This window comes from Pseudotabrizicola formosa, assembly GCF_002900965.1.
In the GTDB taxonomy this organism is placed as follows: domain Bacteria; phylum Pseudomonadota; class Alphaproteobacteria; order Rhodobacterales; family Rhodobacteraceae; genus Pseudotabrizicola; species Pseudotabrizicola formosa.
The window spans coordinates 304994-321893 of sequence record NZ_PJOM01000003.1 but is presented as its reverse complement, the minus strand read 5'-3'; the positions used below and the strand labels follow the sequence as shown (position 1 = coordinate 321893).

The 16900-nt window shown below is 62.9% G+C and carries 14 protein-coding genes; 5 read left to right on the top strand and 9 right to left on the bottom strand.

The genetic code is table 11. The features are described from left to right. Nucleotides 1-11: 11 nt before the first annotated feature. The 4 genes from CXR43_RS12760 to CXR43_RS12745 form a co-directional block, all read right to left on the bottom strand. The gene (locus CXR43_RS12760; protein ID WP_103334445.1) at nucleotides 12-878 is read right to left on the bottom strand and encodes a F0F1 ATP synthase subunit gamma; all 867 of its coding nucleotides are present in this window, start codon (nucleotides 876-878) and stop codon (nucleotides 12-14) included. Nucleotides 879-898: 20 nt separating this feature from the next. Beyond that, nucleotides 899-2437 carry a F0F1 ATP synthase subunit alpha gene (gene atpA / locus CXR43_RS12755; RefSeq protein WP_103334444.1) on the bottom strand — a complete coding sequence of 513 codons (1539 nt, stop codon included), beginning with the start codon at nucleotides 2435-2437 and terminating at the stop codon, nucleotides 899-901. Continuing rightward, nucleotides 2437-2997, bottom strand: coding sequence for a F0F1 ATP synthase subunit delta (locus CXR43_RS12750; protein WP_103334443.1), 561 nt, complete (start codon nucleotides 2995-2997; stop codon nucleotides 2437-2439). The genes atpA and CXR43_RS12750 overlap by 1 nt, the downstream gene beginning before the upstream one ends. Nucleotides 2998-3331: 334 nt before the next feature. Then, entirely contained in the window at nucleotides 3332-4102 is a 771-nt protein-coding gene (locus CXR43_RS12745) for a class I SAM-dependent methyltransferase (protein ID WP_103334697.1), read from the bottom strand. Nucleotides 4103-4166: 64 nt separating this feature from the next. Here CXR43_RS12745 and gloB point away from each other — a divergent pair, with 64 nt between their 5' ends. Beyond that, entirely contained in the window at nucleotides 4167-4934 is a 768-nt protein-coding gene (gene gloB / locus CXR43_RS12740; RefSeq protein WP_103334442.1) for a hydroxyacylglutathione hydrolase, read from the top strand. 187 nt (nucleotides 4935-5121) lie between these two features. Beyond that, nucleotides 5122-7440 carry an ATP-dependent Clp protease ATP-binding subunit ClpA gene (gene clpA, locus CXR43_RS12735; protein WP_103334441.1) on the top strand — a complete coding sequence of 773 codons (2319 nt, stop codon included), beginning with the start codon at nucleotides 5122-5124 and terminating at the stop codon, nucleotides 7438-7440. A gap of 126 nt (nucleotides 7441-7566) precedes the next feature. Here clpA and gltX read toward each other — a convergent pair whose 3' ends face one another. Next, complete coding sequence (gene gltX / locus CXR43_RS12730; protein ID WP_103334440.1) at nucleotides 7567-8898, bottom strand: glutamate--tRNA ligase; 1332 nt, start codon at nucleotides 8896-8898, stop codon at nucleotides 7567-7569. A gap of 111 nt (nucleotides 8899-9009) precedes the next feature. Between gltX and CXR43_RS12725 the strand changes: the two genes are divergently transcribed. Continuing rightward, on the top strand, nucleotides 9010-9420 hold the full coding sequence (locus tag CXR43_RS12725) for a metallopeptidase family protein (protein ID WP_103334439.1): 411 nt from the start codon (nucleotides 9010-9012) through the stop codon (nucleotides 9418-9420). A 123-nt stretch (nucleotides 9421-9543) separates the two neighbouring features. Further along, nucleotides 9544-10476 (top strand): MBL fold metallo-hydrolase, encoded by a 933-nt coding sequence (locus CXR43_RS12720; protein WP_103334438.1) that lies wholly within the window; start codon nucleotides 9544-9546, stop codon nucleotides 10474-10476. A gap of 71 nt (nucleotides 10477-10547) precedes the next feature. Here CXR43_RS12720 and wrbA read toward each other — a convergent pair whose 3' ends face one another. Continuing rightward, nucleotides 10548-11141, bottom strand: coding sequence for an NAD(P)H:quinone oxidoreductase type IV (wrbA, locus tag CXR43_RS12715; protein WP_103334437.1), 594 nt, complete (start codon nucleotides 11139-11141; stop codon nucleotides 10548-10550). Between the two features lie 139 nt (nucleotides 11142-11280). Then, nucleotides 11281-12945 (bottom strand): NAD+ synthase, encoded by a 1665-nt coding sequence (locus tag CXR43_RS12710; protein WP_103334696.1) that lies wholly within the window; start codon nucleotides 12943-12945, stop codon nucleotides 11281-11283. 161 nt (nucleotides 12946-13106) lie between these two features. Here CXR43_RS12710 and CXR43_RS12705 point away from each other — a divergent pair, with 161 nt between their 5' ends. Next, a complete protein-coding gene (locus CXR43_RS12705) occupies nucleotides 13107-14552 on the top strand; it encodes an MORN repeat-containing protein (RefSeq protein ID WP_103334436.1) in 1446 nt (481 codons plus the stop codon). A gap of 31 nt (nucleotides 14553-14583) precedes the next feature. Here the strand turns inward: CXR43_RS12705 and CXR43_RS12700 are convergent, their stop codons facing one another. Beyond that, a complete protein-coding gene (locus CXR43_RS12700; protein WP_103334695.1) occupies nucleotides 14584-16110 on the bottom strand; it encodes a cryptochrome/photolyase family protein in 1527 nt (508 codons plus the stop codon). Continuing rightward, a complete protein-coding gene (locus CXR43_RS12695) occupies nucleotides 16107-16760 on the bottom strand; it encodes an SDR family NAD(P)-dependent oxidoreductase (RefSeq protein ID WP_103334435.1) in 654 nt (217 codons plus the stop codon). The genes CXR43_RS12700 and CXR43_RS12695 overlap by 4 nt, the downstream gene beginning before the upstream one ends. Between the last annotated feature and the right edge of the window lie 140 nt (nucleotides 16761-16900).

Genomic DNA, 16900 nt, shown 5'->3' with positions numbered 1-16900 from the left:
TCTCCAGTTCCTCAGAGCGCTTCAGCGCCCGAAATGATTTCGATAAGCTCTTTGGTGATCGCAGCCTGACGCGAGCGGTTGTAGATCGTCGTGTACTTCTTGATCATATCGCCAGCGTTGCGCGTTGCGTTGTCCATCGCGCTCATGCGTGCCCCCTGTTCCGAAGCACCGTTTTCCAGCAGAGCGGTAAAGATCTGCGTCGCAACGCCGCGGGGCAACAGGTCGGCCAGAATGGCTTCTTCGCTCGGCTCATAATCGTAAAGGGCGCTGGTGGTGGCCCCCTCGAACTTGGCCGGAATGATCTGCTGGGCCGTCGGCACCTGGCTGATCACCGACTGGAACCGGTTGTAGAAGATCGTGGCCACGTCGAATTCACCCGCATCGAACCGCGCCAGAACGTCGCGTGCGATGCTTTGGGCGTTGGCATAGCCGACGCGCTTCACCTCGGTCAGGTCGATGTGGCCGACCATGTTGGCTTCGAAGTCGCGACGCAGCTGCTCGCGGCCCTTTTTGCCAACGGTCAGGATCTTGACCGTCTTGCCCTGTGCCAGCAGCTCCGTTGCCCGCAGACGGGCCAGCCGCGCGATGGTCGAGTTGAAACCGCCGCAAAGGCCGCGTTCTGCCGTCATCACGACAAGCAGATGCACCTGATCCTTGCCCGTCCCGGCCAACAGCCGGGGCGCGCTTTCCGATGTGCCCACCGATGCGGACAGGCCTGCCATGACAGCATTCATCCGCTCGGCATAGGGCCGTGCCGCTTCGGCAGCATCCTGGGCCCGGCGCAGCTTTGCCGCCGAGACCATCTGCATGGCCTTGGTGATCTTGCGCGTGTTCTTTACGCTCGCGATCTTGTTCTTTAAGTCCTTAAGGCTGGGCATATCCCTGTCCTTTCAGACGCTTAAGCGAAGGTTTTGGCGAATTCAGCGATAGCGTCTTTCAGCTTTTGCTCATCTGCGCCTTTGATTTTCGGGTCTGCGGTGGTGATCCAGTCCAGAATATCCTTGCGCTGGTTGCGCAGGAAGGACAGCAGGCTGGCTTCAAACCGGCCCACATCCTTCACCGCAACCTTGTCAAGGAAGCCTGCGGTGCCTGCATAGATCACGCAGACGATTTCCGCATTGGTCAGTGGCGAATACTGGTTCTGCTTCATCAGCTCGGTCAGGCGCGCACCCCGGGCCAGCAGCTGCTGGGTCGAGGCGTCCAGGTCAGAGCCGAACTGCGCGAAGGCCGCCATTTCGCGGTACTGGGCCAGCGACAGTTTCACCGGGCCAGCCACGGTTTTCATCGAGTTGGTCTGCGCGGACGAGCCAACGCGCGACACCGACAGACCGGTGTTCACCGCCGGACGGATGCCCTGATAGAACAATTCGGTTTCCAGGAAGATCTGGCCATCGGTGATCGAAATCACGTTTGTCGGAATGAAGGCCGACACGTCGCCACCTTGCGTTTCGATGATCGGCAGCGCCGTCAGCGAACCCGAACCGAAATCGGCGTTCAGCTTCGACGAGCGTTCCAGCAGACGCGAGTGCAGGTAGAACACGTCGCCCGGATAGGCTTCGCGGCCTGGCGGACGGCGCAGCAAGAGCGACATCTGACGGTAGGCAACGGCCTGCTTGGACAGATCATCATAGATGATCAGAGCATGGCGGCCGTTGTCGCGGAAGAATTCTGCCATTGCGGTAGCCGCATAGGGGGCAAGGAATTGCATCGGGGCCGGGTCGGATGCGGTTGCTGCCACCACGATGGTGTAGTCAATCGCGCCGGTTTCTTCCAGCTTCTTCACCAGCTGCGCCACGGTCGAACGCTTCTGCCCGATGGCGACATAGATGCAGTACAGCTTCTTCGACTCGTCGTCGCCAGCCGCCTCGTTATAGGACTTCTGGTTCAGAATGGTGTCCAGTGCCACAGCGGTCTTGCCGGTCTGACGGTCACCAATGATCAGCTCGCGCTGACCCCGACCCACCGGGATCATGGCGTCAACGGCCTTCAGGCCGGTTGCCATCGGCTCATGCACCGACTGGCGCGGAATGATGCCGGGGGCTTTCACATCGGCGATCCGGCGTTCGGTCGCGGCGATCGGGCCCTTGCCGTCAATCGGGTTGCCCAGACCATCCACAACGCGGCCCAGCAGGGCGTTGCCCGCAGGCACGTCCACGATGGACTTGGTGCGCTTGACGGTATCGCCTTCCTTGATGTCCTGGTCGGACCCGAAGATCACAACGCCGACGTTGTCGATTTCGAGGTTCAGCGCCATCCCGCGGATACCGCCGGGGAATTCCACCATTTCGCCAGCCTGGACATTGTCCAGCCCGTGCACACGGGCGATCCCGTCACCCACCGAAAGAACCCGGCCCACTTCGGCCACTTCAGCATCCATGCCGAAGTTCTTGATCTGCTCTTTCAGGATCGCAGAGATCTCAGCAGCCTGAATTCCCATCACCCAACCTCTTTCATTGCATTCTGGAGAGCTGCGAGCTTTGCCTTGACCGAGGTGTCGATCATGGTGGAGCCGAGCTTGACGACAAGACCGCCGATGAGGCTTTCATCGACGGCGGTTTTCAATTTCACATCCTTGCCCACGCGCGCTTTGAGCGTCGCGGCAAGAGTTTGCGCCTGGTCTGCGGACAGGGCGGTGGCCGAAGTGACCTCTGCCGTCACTTCACCCTTTTCTTCCGCGATCATGGCCGCCAGCCGCGTCAGCACATGCGGCAAGACGAACAGCCGGCGCTTGGTCGCCATCAGCTGCAGCGTATTGGCGGTCAGACCCGACAGGCCCATCTTGGCCGCAATCGCAGCGATCGACCGGGCCTGCTCGTCACGGGTAATGACGGGCGAGGAAATCAACGTCCCGAAATCGGCGCTGCTGGACAGTGCGGCAGTCAGCGCGTCTGCGTCAGATTCAAGGGCCGACATGGCCCCCGTTTCCTTTGCCAGCTCAAACAGAGCGGTGGCGTAGCGCGCGGCGATGCCGGAGGAGATCGAAGCTGGTTCGGACACGTCATCCCTTCCGTTGTCTTGGCCCACCCTGCACGAAGGCAGGTCAGAGGCCGCCAATGGCGCACACTAGGCGTGTGCGTCTTGATTTTGCGCGTCTCTAGCAGAGCCTTTGTCACCCCGCAACCGTGTTGGTCGCCAGTTTGTGATCCATCGGCGCAGGTTTCCAATATGTTTACGCTGCACCTGCACAGCTGCGACTCTTTGGCACCCCGGACCGGGCGTTCGCCGGGTGATATCGCGCCCTTTCGGATGTCCGGATGACGCGATCAGCCGCGGGTCGGGAACGGCCCCCGAATCTCCTTTGCCTGCGTGCTGCGCCGCGGCACATGTCGGTTTACTGGCCTGCGCGGTCGGGCTCGGCGCCGCAGGGTGTGGGCACCGGCTGCCCCACCCCCTCCAGCACCCGAAGCGGGCGGCGTACCGCCGCTGCCAAGCCACCCCGCGTCGGCGCATAGACCTGCTTGGTCGCCTCCACCATCAGTACCCCGCCCACCAGCCAGGGCGCGCGCTTGCCGATCCGCTCCCAGAACTCGGCGGTGCGCAGCCAGAACCGTCCGGTCGACGGTGGCGCGAACAGGGCCGCCACCGCACGGTCTGGCGTAAAGCCATGGCGTTTGAGCTGCGCCTCCAGCTGGCTGACGCTATAGGGTCGCCCGAAGCCGAATGGCGTCCCATCGCGCCGCGCCCAAAGGCCCGACCGGTTTGGCACAATGAACAGCGCCCGCCCCCCCGGCCCCAGCACCCGGTGCGCCTCTTCCAGCACCGCGGTCGGATGTTCAGAGGTTTCCAGCCCATGCATCAGCACCAGCCGGTCCACCAGGCCGGTGGACAGCGGCCAGGCGGTTTCCTCGCACAGAACCGATACGTTCAGCATCCCGGCAGGCCAGGGCATCACCCCCTGTGGCCCCGGCATCAGCCCGATCACCCGGCGCGATTTTGCCAGATAGGGCCGCAACAGGGGCACCGCAAAGCCGAAGCCCGCCACCGTTTGCCCCGCCGCGGGGGGCCAGAATTGTACCACCTGATCCCGGATGGCCCGCTGCGCCACGCGCCCAAGCTGGGTGCGATAATAAAAGTTGCGCAGATCGAGCACATCAAGATGCATTGCGGACCATCCTTGTTCCGGGCCATGCTGGCCATCCTCGACGCAGTCATCCGACAGGACAACCATGCCCCTTGATCTTGTGACGATCCCTTGCCTGAAAGACAACTATGCCTTTCTGATCCACGATCCGGTCACCGGTGCCACCGGGGTGATCGACGTCCCCGAGGCGGCACCCATCATCGCCGCGCTGGAAAGCCGCGGCTGGCAGCTGTCCGACATCCTGATCACCCATCACCATGATGACCATATCGCGGGCGTTCCTGCGCTGCGCGAGGCGACGGGGGCCCGGGTCTGGGGGGCACACGCCGATGCGCACCGCCTGCCCCCTCTGGACCACGCTTTGGCCGAAGGCGACAGCGTCACCATCGGGCAGGAAACCGGGAGGGTCATGGACGTCTCCGGCCATACCATGGGCCATATCGCGTTTCACTTTCCGCAATCGGCGCTGGTGTTCACCGCCGACAGCCTGATGGCCGCCGGCTGTGGGCGCCTGTTCGAGGGCAGCCCTCAAACCATGTGGGCCAGCCTGTCGAAACTCGCCGCCCTGCCCTCAGAAACCCTGGTCTGTTCCGGCCATGAATACACCACATCGAACATCCGTTTCGCCCTGTCCCTTGAACCCGACAATCCTGCGCTTATCTCTCGTGCATCGCAGGTTGCTCTGGCGCGCGAGGATGTTCGCCCCACAGTGCCTTCGACCCTGTCCGAAGAACTGGCCACAAACCCCTTCCTGCGTGCAGCCTTGCCCGAGGTTAAGGCCGCAATCGGGATGGCCGGATCATCCGACGCGGATGCTTTCGCAGAAATCCGCAAGCGCAAGGACAGGTTCTGACACCGAAACGCGACTGAAACGCGCACGGGCCGATCACATTTGATGTGACAACTGTCACCAAGGCCCAAAGCGTAAATATTCTTCTTGAAGTATGGGAAATAAAACCGAACTTTAAGAGCATGAGGCAACGGTTGGTAAGGGCGATGCGTCACCCGAACCCACCCCGAGGAACAGGAGCACGCAGCAAGTGCCTTCGTTTTCAACCACTCTCGAGCAAGCCATCCACGGTGCCTTGGCCCTGGCCAACGCCCGTCGCCACGAACTCGCAACGCTGGAGCATCTGCTTCTGGCCCTTCTCGATGAACCCGACGCCGCCCGCGTGATGCAGGCCTGTTCGGTCAATCTGGTTGACCTGCGCAAAACCCTGATGGAATTCGTCGACGATGACCTGTCCACCCTGGTCACCGATGTCGAAGGGTCCGAAGCCGTGCCTACGGCGGCCTTCCAGCGCGTGATCCAGCGCGCGGCTATCCATGTGCAGTCTTCCGGCCGGAATGAGGTGACGGGGGCCAATGTTCTGGTCGCCATCTTTGCAGAACGCGAAAGCAACGCCGCCTATTTCCTGCAGGAACAGGACATGACCCGCTATGACGCGGTGAATTTCATCGCGCATGGCGTGGCGAAAGACCCGTCCTTTGGCGAAAGCCGCCCGGTGCAGGGTGCCGAAGAACACCATGAAACCCCCAAGGCCGAGGCGGGTGAGGCCAAGGAGTCGGCGCTGTCCAAATATTGCGTCGATCTGAACGTCAAGGCGCGCAAGGGCGATGTTGACCCGCTGATCGGCCGCGACGCCGAGGTGGAACGCTGCATCCAGGTGCTCTGCCGCCGCCGCAAGAACAACCCGCTGCTGGTGGGCGATCCGGGCGTCGGCAAAACCGCCATCGCTGAAGGTCTGGCGTGGAAGATCATCAACAAGGAAGTGCCCGATGTTCTGGGCGGGGCGACCATCTATTCGCTCGACATGGGCGCATTGCTCGCCGGCACCCGCTATCGTGGGGACTTTGAGGAACGGCTGAAAGCGGTTGTGAAAGAGATGGAGGATCATCCTGACGCGATCCTGTTCATCGACGAGATCCACACCGTGATCGGGGCCGGGGCCACATCGGGCGGCGCCATGGATGCGTCCAACCTGCTCAAACCCGCGTTGCAGGGCGGCAAGCTGCGCTGCATGGGCTCTACCACCTACAAGGAATTCCGTCAGCACTTTGAAAAAGACCGCGCCCTGTCGCGCCGGTTCCAGAAGATTGACGTGAACGAACCCTCGATCCCGGATGCGATCAAGATCCTGATGGGTCTGAAGCCGCATTTTGAATCGCACCACGACCTGCGCTACACGGCCGACGCCATCAAATCGGCTGTGGAACTGGCAAGCCGCTATATCAACGACCGCAAATTGCCCGACTCGGCGATTGACGTGATCGATGAAGCGGGGGCGGCGCAGCATCTGCTGTCCGATTCCAAGCGGCGCAAGGTGATCGGCACCAAGGAGATCGAGGCTGTGGTGGCCAAGATCGCCCGCATCCCGCCTAAGAATGTTTCCAAGGATGATGCAGAAACCCTGCGCGATCTGGAAAAGACGCTCAAGCGCGTGGTGTTTGGTCAGGACAAGGCGGTTGAGGCGCTGTGCTCGGCCATCAAACTGGCGCGCGCCGGCCTGCGCGAACCCGAAAAGCCCATCGGCAACTACCTGTTTGCCGGGCCAACCGGTGTGGGCAAGACCGAGGTGGCCAAGCAACTGGCCTCCAGCCTCGGGGTGGAACTGCTGCGCTTCGACATGTCAGAGTACATGGAGAAACACGCCGTCTCGCGTCTGATCGGGGCCCCTCCGGGCTATGTCGGCTTTGATCAGGGCGGCATGCTGACCGATGGCATCGACCAGCACCCGCATTGTGTGCTGCTGCTCGATGAGATGGAAAAGGCGCATCCGGATGTCTACAACATCCTGCTGCAGGTGATGGACCACGGCAAGCTGACCGACCACAATGGCCGCTCGGTAGACTTCCGCAACGTGATCCTGATCATGACCTCGAACGCCGGGGCCGCCGACATGCAGAAAGAAGCCATCGGCTTTGGCCGCGAAAAGCGCACCGGCGAAGACACCGCCGCCATCGAGCGCACTTTCACGCCCGAATTCCGCAACCGTCTGGATGCGGTGATCTCCTTCTCGGCCCTTGGCAAAGAGGTGATTTTCCAGGTGGTCGAGAAATTCGTGATGCAGCTCGAAGCACAGCTGATGGACCGTGGCGTTCACATTGAACTCACGCCAGAGGCGACAACCTGGCTGGGCGACAAGGGCTATGATGACAAGATGGGCGCGCGCCCCTTGGGCCGCGTGATCCAGGAACACATCAAGAAGCCGCTGGCCGAAGAGCTGTTGTTCGGCAAACTGGTCAAAGGTGGTGTGGTTCGTGTGACGGTGAAGGACGATGCGATCGTGCTGGAAATTGACGAACCGCAAAAGCCAAGGATCACCGGCTCCAAGCCACCGCTGCTGACGGCGGAATGATCCGGCCCTCGTGATGTGAAAAGGCCCCTGCGAAAGCAGGGGCCTTTTTTGTCGGCGGGCCTTCAAAAAACAGAAGGACCGTCACATGGACCCGCCCTCGGTCTCGCCTGTCAAAGCCTCAACAGATCAAAGGCTGGGCCGTTTGGCCAGCAATGGCATGACATCTGCCATTTCCGGCCCATGTTCCTGCCCGGTCAGCGCCTTGCGCAGCGGCATGAACAGGCCCTTGCCCTTACGCCCCGTCGCCTCTTTCACCGATGCAGTCCACTGACCCCAGGTGTCGCGGGTCCAGGGCTGGGGCGGCAACAGGTCAAACGCCTGCGCGATGAACTCCCGGTCCTCGTCGGCCACCAGCGGCACGGCCCCATCGCGGAACAGCGTCCACCACCCCTCCAGATCGGCCAGAACGGTGATATTGCCACGCGCAACCGACCAGAAACCCTCGGCCTTGTCTGCCGGCACGCCCAGATCCGCGATCCGCTGCTGCACCGCATCAAAGGGCAGGCCCTGTACATAGTGCCGAGTCAGCGGGAACAGGTCTTCGGCGTCGAATTTGGTGGGGGCAGAGCCGAAACTGCCGACCTCAAACCCATCAATCAACTCGTCCATCGAGCCGACCAGTTCCACCGGCTTGGACGACCCCAGCCGCGCCATCAGGCTCAGCAGCGCCAGGGGTTCCACCCCCCGCGCGCGCAGATCACGCAACGAAAGCGTGCCGAGGCGTTTGGACAATTCCTCCCCCTTCGCACCGGTCAGCAGCGAGTGGTGAGCAAAATCGGGCGGGGTGCCGCCCATGGCCTCCATGATCTGGATCTGCGTCGCGGTATTGGTCACATGGTCTGCGCCGCGCACGATGAAGGTCACGCCCATGTCAATATCATCGACCGAAGAGGCAAAGGTATACAGCACCTGCCCATCGGCACGGATCAGCACCGGGTCACTGACCGAGGCCGCATCGATCGACACCGGGCCAAGAATGCCATCGGTCCATTCGATCCGGTTCTGGTTCAGCAAGAACCGCCAGTAGCCATCCCGCCCCTCGGCGCGCAGCTTCGCCTTGTCGTCGTCCGACAAATTCAGCCCCGCGCGGTCATAAACCGGCGGCTTACCCATGTTCAGCTGCTTCTTGCGCTTCAGATCCAGTTCAACCGGCGATTCAAACACCTCATAGAACCGGCCCTTGGCCTTCAGGTCTTCCGCCGCCTCACGGTAGCGGTCCATGCGCAAGGACTGCTTTTCCACCCGGTCCCAATGCAGGCCCAGCCATTCCAGGTCTGCCATGATCGCATCGGCATATTCCTGCTTTGACCGCTCCTGATCGGTGTCATCCAGCCGCAGAATGAACTGGCCACCCGTTTTGCGGGCAATCATGTAGTTCATCAGCGCCGTGCGCAGATTGCCGACATGGATATAGCCGGTGGGCGACGGGGCAAAACGGGTAATGGTGGGGCGGGTCATCGGGCATCTCCTGCAACCGCTTCTCCCTGTCACAGCGCCCGCGGATTGTCCAGTTTGCGCAACTGTGGGCCGCATCTTCCCCCGCCATACCCGCGCGCCTATATCAGCGACATGACCCAGACCCCGCCAGGCGCAACCGCCCCCGACCTTGCCCAGATCGAACAACTGGCGCAGGACGCCATCGCCGCCCTGCCCGCACCGTTTCGGGCAGCGGCCATGGCAATCCGCCTGCGGATCGAGGATTTCGCGCCGGACGAGATATTGGACTCGATGCAGATTGAAGATCCGTTTGATCTGACAGGCCTGTATGAAGGCATCCCCCTGACCGAAAAATCGATCAGCGACCCGCCCCTGCAGCCTGATGTGATCTGGCTGTTCCGCCGGCCCATCCTGGATGAATGGCTGGATCGTGGGAATGTGTCGCTGCAGGATCTGGTCAGCCATGTGCTGGTGCACGAACTGGCGCATCATTTCGGGTGGAGTGACGCCGAGATCGCCCGAATTGATCAATGGTGGGAATAGGGCGTTTCGCGCGCCTGCGCACTGGTCTTTGCGCGCCAGTGCACGGCACATGACAGGTCCGTGAATGGCAGGCGTCGAGATCAGGGCTACCTACCGGCCAGAGTGCAACACCGGAGGATTCCCATGACGACGCCCAGACTGACCCGCCGCTCGGCCCTGTTTGCCGCCGCCGCCGCGCCCTTCGCCCCGGCCCTGTTGACCCGCCCCGCCCATGCGGCCGCCGAGATGATGGGGGCAACCATGCCAAGCTTCAACCGCTTCAAGCTGGGCGGCTTCGAGGTGACCACCCTGCTGGTGGGCAGCCGTCCCCTGGAAAACCCGCAGGAGACCTTCGGACTCAATGCCTCACCCGAAGAGTTCGCCGCCCTGTCCGAGGCGAATTTCATTCCGGCCGACATGAGCCAGAATTTCTTCACCCCGACCATTGTGAACACCGGCTCCGAACTGGTGCTGTTTGACACCGGGCTTGCCCCCGAGGCGATCACCGGGGTGCTGGCGGCAGCGGGCTACACGCCCGATCAGATTGATGTGGTGGTCCTGACCCATATGCACGGCGACCACATCGGCGGCATCGCGGGCGACGCCGGCGTAACCTTCCCCAACGCCCGCTATGTGACCGGATCTGTCGAGCACAACCACTGGGCGGGTGCCGGGAATGAAGGGTTTGATGCCAAGGTTGCCCCGTTGTCCGATCAGATGACCATGCTCGATGATGGCGGATCGGTCGTGTCGGGCGTGACCGCGATGGCCGCCTTTGGCCATAGCCCCGGCCATATGGCCTATATGCTGGAAAGCGAGGGGCAACAGCTGGTGCTCGCGGCCGATACCGCGAACCATTACGTCTGGTCGCTGCAAAAGCCGGATTGGGAAGTGCGCTTTGACATGGACAAAGCCACCGCAGCTGCCACACGCCGCGCGGTCTTTGGCATGCTGGCCGCTGACCGGGTGCCCTTTGTCGGCTATCACATGCCGTTCCCCGGCGTAGGCTATGTCGAGGCGATGGGCGACGGCTTCCGCTTTGTGCCGGTCAGCTATCAGATGATGCTGAACGGCTGATCTGCAAAGGGGCGGGTTTCCCCGCCCCGCAAGACCCACAGAAGGGGCGGTTCAACCGCCCCTTTTTGCTGTCAGGCTGTCAGCTTGGCCGCGATTTCCACCGTGCGCCGCGCCTGATGGCCGATCGATGCTTTCGCCTTGTCGTCAAACTCCGCCCCTTGGGTGTGGCTGTAGCCATAGGGGTTGCCGCCGGTTTCGAACAAGGCCTTGTCGGTATAGCCGGGGGCAACGATGACCGACCCCCAGTGCATGAAGGTGGTGTAAAGCCCCAGAATGGTGGCCTCTTGCCCACCATGCGGGTTCTGCGCAGAGGTCATGGCGCTGACCGCCTTGTTGGCCAGCTTGCCGCTGCCCCATTGCCCGCCCAGCGTGTCGATGAAGGCGCGCAACTGGCTGGGGGCCGCCCCGAAGCGGGTTGGCGCAGAAAACAGGTAGGCATCAGCCCATTCCATGTCTTGCGGGGTTGCAACCGGAATATCGGCCACCTTTTCGACCTGCGCCTTCCAGGCATCCTGACCGTTCACCACAGACTCCGGCGCGGTTTCGGCGATGCGCAGCAGTTTGACCTCTGCCCCGGCAGCGCGGGCGGCCTCGGCAGCGATTTCAGCCATCTGGTGATTGGTGCCATAGGTGGAATAGAACAGGATGGCGAGTTTGACAGACATGTAGGGTCCTCCGGGCTGATGGTGATCTGATATCTTCAAGCGCAGCCTAAACCTGTGCCTCCCCTGCGCGAATTACAATATTTCGCGCATAACCAGTGCAGATCCGCACATCCTGACACGGCAGGTCTGACGAAAACCCTCACCCGGCGCTTTGATCGCGGAAACGGTTGGCAATCGGATAGCGACGGTCGAGCCAGAACGCCTTTTGTGTCAACCTCGTGCCCGGGGCAGATTGGAAGCGTTTGTATTCCGCGATGTAGAGCAAATGTTCGATCTTCTTGACCGTCACGCGGTCAAACCCCTCGGCCACCAATTCTGCCACCGAAGCCTCCCGCTCCACCAACCCTTCAAGGATGGCATCCAGCACCTCATAGGGGGGCAGGCTGTCCTGATCTGTCTGGTTGGCGCGCAGTTCGGCTGAGGGTGGCTTGGTGATGATCCGTTCGGGGATCACCTCACCGCCCGGCCCCATCATCCAGTCCCGGTGGTTTTCATTGCGCCAGCGGGCGGTCAGGAACATGCGGGTCTTGTACATGTCCTTGACCGGGTTGTAGCCGCCGTTCATGTCGCCATAAATCGTGCAATACCCCACCGCCATTTCCGACTTGTTGCCGGTGGTCAGCAGCATCTCGCCATATTTGTTGGAAATCGCCATCAGCATCACGCCGCGCAACCGGCTTTGGATGTTCTCTTCGGTGATGCCTTCCTCCGTTCCCGCGAACAGGGGGGCCAGCGTTTCCCCCACCGCCCTTTGCGCGGCGGTGATCGGCACCGTGTCCAGACGGCAGCCCAAGGCCCGGGCGCATTTCTCGGCATCCTCCAGCGAATGCGCGCTGGTAAACTCCGACGGCAGCATCACACAGCGCACGTTTTCCGGCCCCAGCGCATCGGCGGCGATGGCCGCCACAATGGCCGAATCAATCCCGCCCGACAGGCCCAGGACGGCCTTTTTAAACCCGGTCTTGGCGAAATAATCCGCCACCGACAGCACGCAGGCGCGGTAATCCGCCTCACCGATCGGGGGGATTGCGGCAATCTCACCCGGATCGGCCCGCCAGCCCTCAGGGGTGCGGCGAAACAGGATCTGCGTCACATGCTCATCAAACTGCGGCAATTGCGCTGCCAGCTGACCACCGGGGTTCAGCACCATGCTCGATCCGTCAAACACCTGATCATCCTGGCCGCCCACCATGTTCAGATATACCAGCGGCAACCCCGTTTCCACCACGCGGCTGATCATCAGGTTCAGCCGCAGGTTCGGCTTGCCCCGGTGATAGGGGCTGCCATTGGGCACCAGCAGGATTTCGGCCCCGGTTTCGGCCAGCGTTTCCGCCACATCGGGGTGCCAGGCATCCTCACAGATCGGCGAGCCGATGCGGACCCCATTGATGATGAAAGGCCCATGCACATCGGCAGAGGTGAACAGGCGCTTTTCATCAAACAAAGAGTCATTGGGCAGATGGTGTTTGAGCACCAATGCGCTGACCCGTCCGCCATGCAGAATGTAATAGGCGTTGAACAACCGCCCCTCTTGCAGCGCCGGCCCGCCGATGGCCAGTGCGGGGCCATCGGCACAATCCACCGCAAGCTGATGGATGGCCGCAATGGCCGCCTGCTGGAACGCCGGTTTCAGGATCAGATCCTGGGTCTGATAGCCGGTGATGAACATTTCGGTCAGCGCCACCAGGTCCGCCCCATGGGCCCGCCCCTGTTCCCACGCGTCCCGGGCTTTGGCGGCATTGCCGCTCAGATCGCCGACGGCCGGGTTCAGCTGGGCAAGGGTCAGGCGGAACACATCGGCCATGGTGGCACCTTCTTTCATTGCGGATACGGCTGTTCTAGCAGGTTGTCCGGCAAGGGAAAGTGAATGCGACAGCCGGACCGCACTGCTTGTCAGAGCCACCCGGCCCCGCTAGGCTTTGCGGCAAAGATCGGCAGGGGGACGGAATGCGCCACAGGCTATGGATGAAGACGGGAACCCTCCTTCTGGGCCTTGCCCTGCCCTGGGGCGCGGCGGCACAGGAGGGTGAGGTCGTCACCAAGCAATATGATGACGGATCGTTCTATGAGGGCACATTCCTGAACGGCCGCCAGCATGGCACCGGCACCTACACGCTTCCCAATGGCTACAGCTATACCGGCGAATGGGCCGCCGGCGAGATCCTGGGGCAAGGCGTTGCGCGTTATCCCAACGGCTCGGTCTATGAGGGCCAGTTTGCGGCAGGCAAACCCGAAGGGCGCGGCAAGATTTCTTATGCCAACGGCGGCAGCTATGAGGGCGACTGGTCCGGCGGCAAGATGACCGGCGAAGGTGTGGCGACCTATCCCGACGGCTCGGTCTACACGGGTGCCTTTGTCGATGGCAAACACCACGGAGAGGGCATCCAGGAGGGTCCGGGCGGCTATCGCTATGAGGGTGGCTGGGCCGAGGGCCTGAAGCAAGGCAGCGGCAGAATCACCTATCCTGACGGTGCCGTCTATGACGGCATGCTTGTCGCGGGCGAACGGCAGGGCACCGGCACCCTGACCATGCCAGACGGGCTGACCTATGTCGGCGATTGGGTGGCCGGCCAGATCAACGGCACCGGCACGCTGACCCAACCCAATGGCGATCTCTATGAGGGCGGCTTTGCCGATGGGCAGCGGCAGGGGCAAGGCAAGGCCACCTATGCCAGCGGTGACGTGTTCGAGGGGCAGTTTCAGGCCGACCGGCGCAGCGGCAAGGGCATCTTCCGCGCCACTGACGGCACCGTGCTGGACGGTGACTGGGTCGATGGCCGGCTGAGTGGAACCGGGCGCATCACCTTTCCCGATGGCGCGGTCTATGTCGGCGAGGTGCAGAACGATCAGGCCGAAGGCACCGGCAAGATCACCTATGCCGACGGGTCCACCTATGACGGCACCTGGGTGAATGGCGTGATCGAAGGCACAGGCACGGCGACCTATGCCAATGGCGCGACCTATACCGGAGGTTTCAAGGCCGCCCGCCCCGATGGCGAGGGCCGATTGACCCTGGCGGATGGCTACAGCTTCGAGGGCACCTTTGTTGATGGCCAGCGGCAGGGCAAGGGCGTGGCCACCTATCCTGACGGGTCGGTCTATGCCGGCGATTTCGTCGCAGGCCTGCGTCAGGGCCAAGGCAACATCACCGGCCCTGACGGCTTTCGCTACACCGGCGCCTGGAACGCGGGCGAGATTGAGGGCACTGGCATCGCCACCTACCCCAACGGCGATGTCTATGAAGGCAGCTTCGTCAAGGGCCGTCGCGCCGGACAGGGGAAGCTGACCTATGCCAGCGGGCAGGTCGCCGAAGGGCTGTGGGAAAACGGCATCCTGATGGCCCCCACGCCGGCCGAGCCGGACGGCGCAGAACCCGACGCCCCCGCCGCCGAGGCAGCACCTGCCCCCTGACCACCCCCATCTCGCGCCCCCGCGCGGACCGTCAGACGCGTTTGCCCATGTCCAGCCGGTGCAGGAAAGCCTCCGCCTCGGACAGGGTGGTGCGCCGGCGGGCCTCATCCATCTTGTCCCAGGTCCGGTACATCTGGGCCATGCGCGGGTTTGACTGAAACCGGTCGCGGTGGCGCAGCAGGAAATGCCAGTACAGCAGGTTGAACGGGCAGGCATCCGGCCCGGTCTTGTCCTTCACCTTGTACCGGCACCCGCCACAATAATCCGACATCCGGTCAATATAGGCCCCCGAGGCCGCATAGGGCTTTGACCCCAGCACGCCGCCATCGGCAAACTGGCTCATCCCGATGGTATTGGGGGCCTCGACCCATTCGAAGGCATCGATATAGACCGCCAGATACCACGCGTGCAAAGCCTGCGGGCTGATCCCCGCAATCAAACCGAACAGGCCGGTGACCATCAACCGCTGGATGTGATGCGCATAGGCCAGATCCCGGGTCTGGGCCACCGCATGGGACAGGCAGGCCATATCGGTCTTTGCCCCCCAATACAGGTCGGGCAGTGCACGGTCGGCGCCAAGCGCGTTCTGATCCGCATAGCCCGGACCGTGCAGCATATAGATGCCCCGCACATATTCGCGCCAGCCAATGATCTGACGGATAAAGCCTTCGACGGCATTCAACGGTGCCTTGCCCGCAGCATAAGCCGCCTCTGCCGCCTGACAGACCTCCATCGGCGACAAGAGGCCAATATTCAGATAGGGCGACAGCAGCGAATGGCTCAGGGTGGGGTCATCCGCCAGCATGGCATCCTGCTCGTCGCCAAACCTCGGCAAGGCGTGCGCGGCAAACCAGTCAAGCGCGGCAAGCGCATCGGCGCGGGTCACCCCCCAGCCAAAGGGGCGCAGGCGGCCGAAATGCTGTGGATACTGCGCCTCGACCAGATCGAGCACCTCTGCCGTCGTGGCATCCGGCGCAAAGCGCGGCGGGCGCGGCCGGAACAGATCCGGTTGTGCCGGCTTGCGGTTGTCATGGTCAAAGTTCCATTGCCCGCCCACCGGCTGGTCGCCGTCCATCAGCAACCCGGTCTTGCGGCGCATCTCGCGGTAGAACCATTCCATGCGCAACTGCTTGCGGCCCTCGGCCCAGTCGGCGAATTCGGCATCGGAACACAGGAACCGGTCATCCGCAGCTTGGGTCACCGGCAGCGGCATCTCGTCCAGCGCGGTGATCAGCCGCCATTCGCCAGGGCGGGTGGCAAGGACTTCGGTCGCCCCAAACTCTGCCGCGCGGCGCAACAGCTCGCCGGGCATGGAATGGGTGTTGTCCGGGTCATCCAGCCGGGAATAGGCCACGGTCCAGCCCGCACGGCGCAGATCCTCGGCGAAATGGCGCATGGCGGACAGGATCAGCGCAATCTTTTGCGGATGGTGCGGCACATAGGTGCCCTCGGCCCGCACCTCGGCCATGACCACCACATCCTGCGCGGGGTTGGCTGCGCGCAACGCGGCCACATCGGGGGTCAGCTGATCGCCAAGGATCAGGACAAGGCGCCTCACCATGGCACTGGCTTGCCTTGCCAGTCAAAGAAGCCGCCGCTGTCGGCGGGGGTCAGCCCGTCCAGCACCCGCAGCAGGTTCTGTGCCGCCGCTGGCGGGGCGACGGTGGCATGGCTGCCCACGTATTTCAGGGTAAGCGGGGTCGCCACGGTGCCGGGGTGCAGGCAGACCACCACCGCCTGCGGATGACTTCGGGCCACCTCGATCGCGGCGGTATGGATCAACTGGTTCAGCGCCGCCTTGGCCGCCCGGTAGCTGTACCATCCGCCCAGACGATTGTCGCCGATGCTGCCCACCCGCGCCGACAGGGCCGCGAACCGGCTGGGGCGATCCTTAGGCATCAGGCGCAGCGCATGGCGCAGAACAAGGGCCGGACCGATGGCGTTCAGCGCGAACTGGGCTGCCATGGCCGCCGGGTCCAGACTGCGCAGCGCCCGCTCGGGGGCGGCCCCGTTCAATTCGAGCGCGCCGGAGGCAACAACAATGCGGTCAAAGCTGCCGTCAAGCGCGGCCAGCCCGCGGGCGATGCTGGCCTCGTCGGTCAGGTCAAACCCGTGGTCCCGACGCGACAGGCCCACGGCCTCCGGTCCGCAGGCCGCAAGCAAGGCCGACCCGATGCCACCCGAACTGCCAATGATCAATGTCCGCATGTTCTGCTCCGCTATCAGGACGGTGCAGATAGGCGAAAGTCGCAGCCCGGCAACCACCCTTTGCCAGACAGGGCCTGAAGGAAAGCGCTCAAAAAACACCGCGCCTGAAAACACGGTCTTGCCGCCGCAGATTCTTCTGC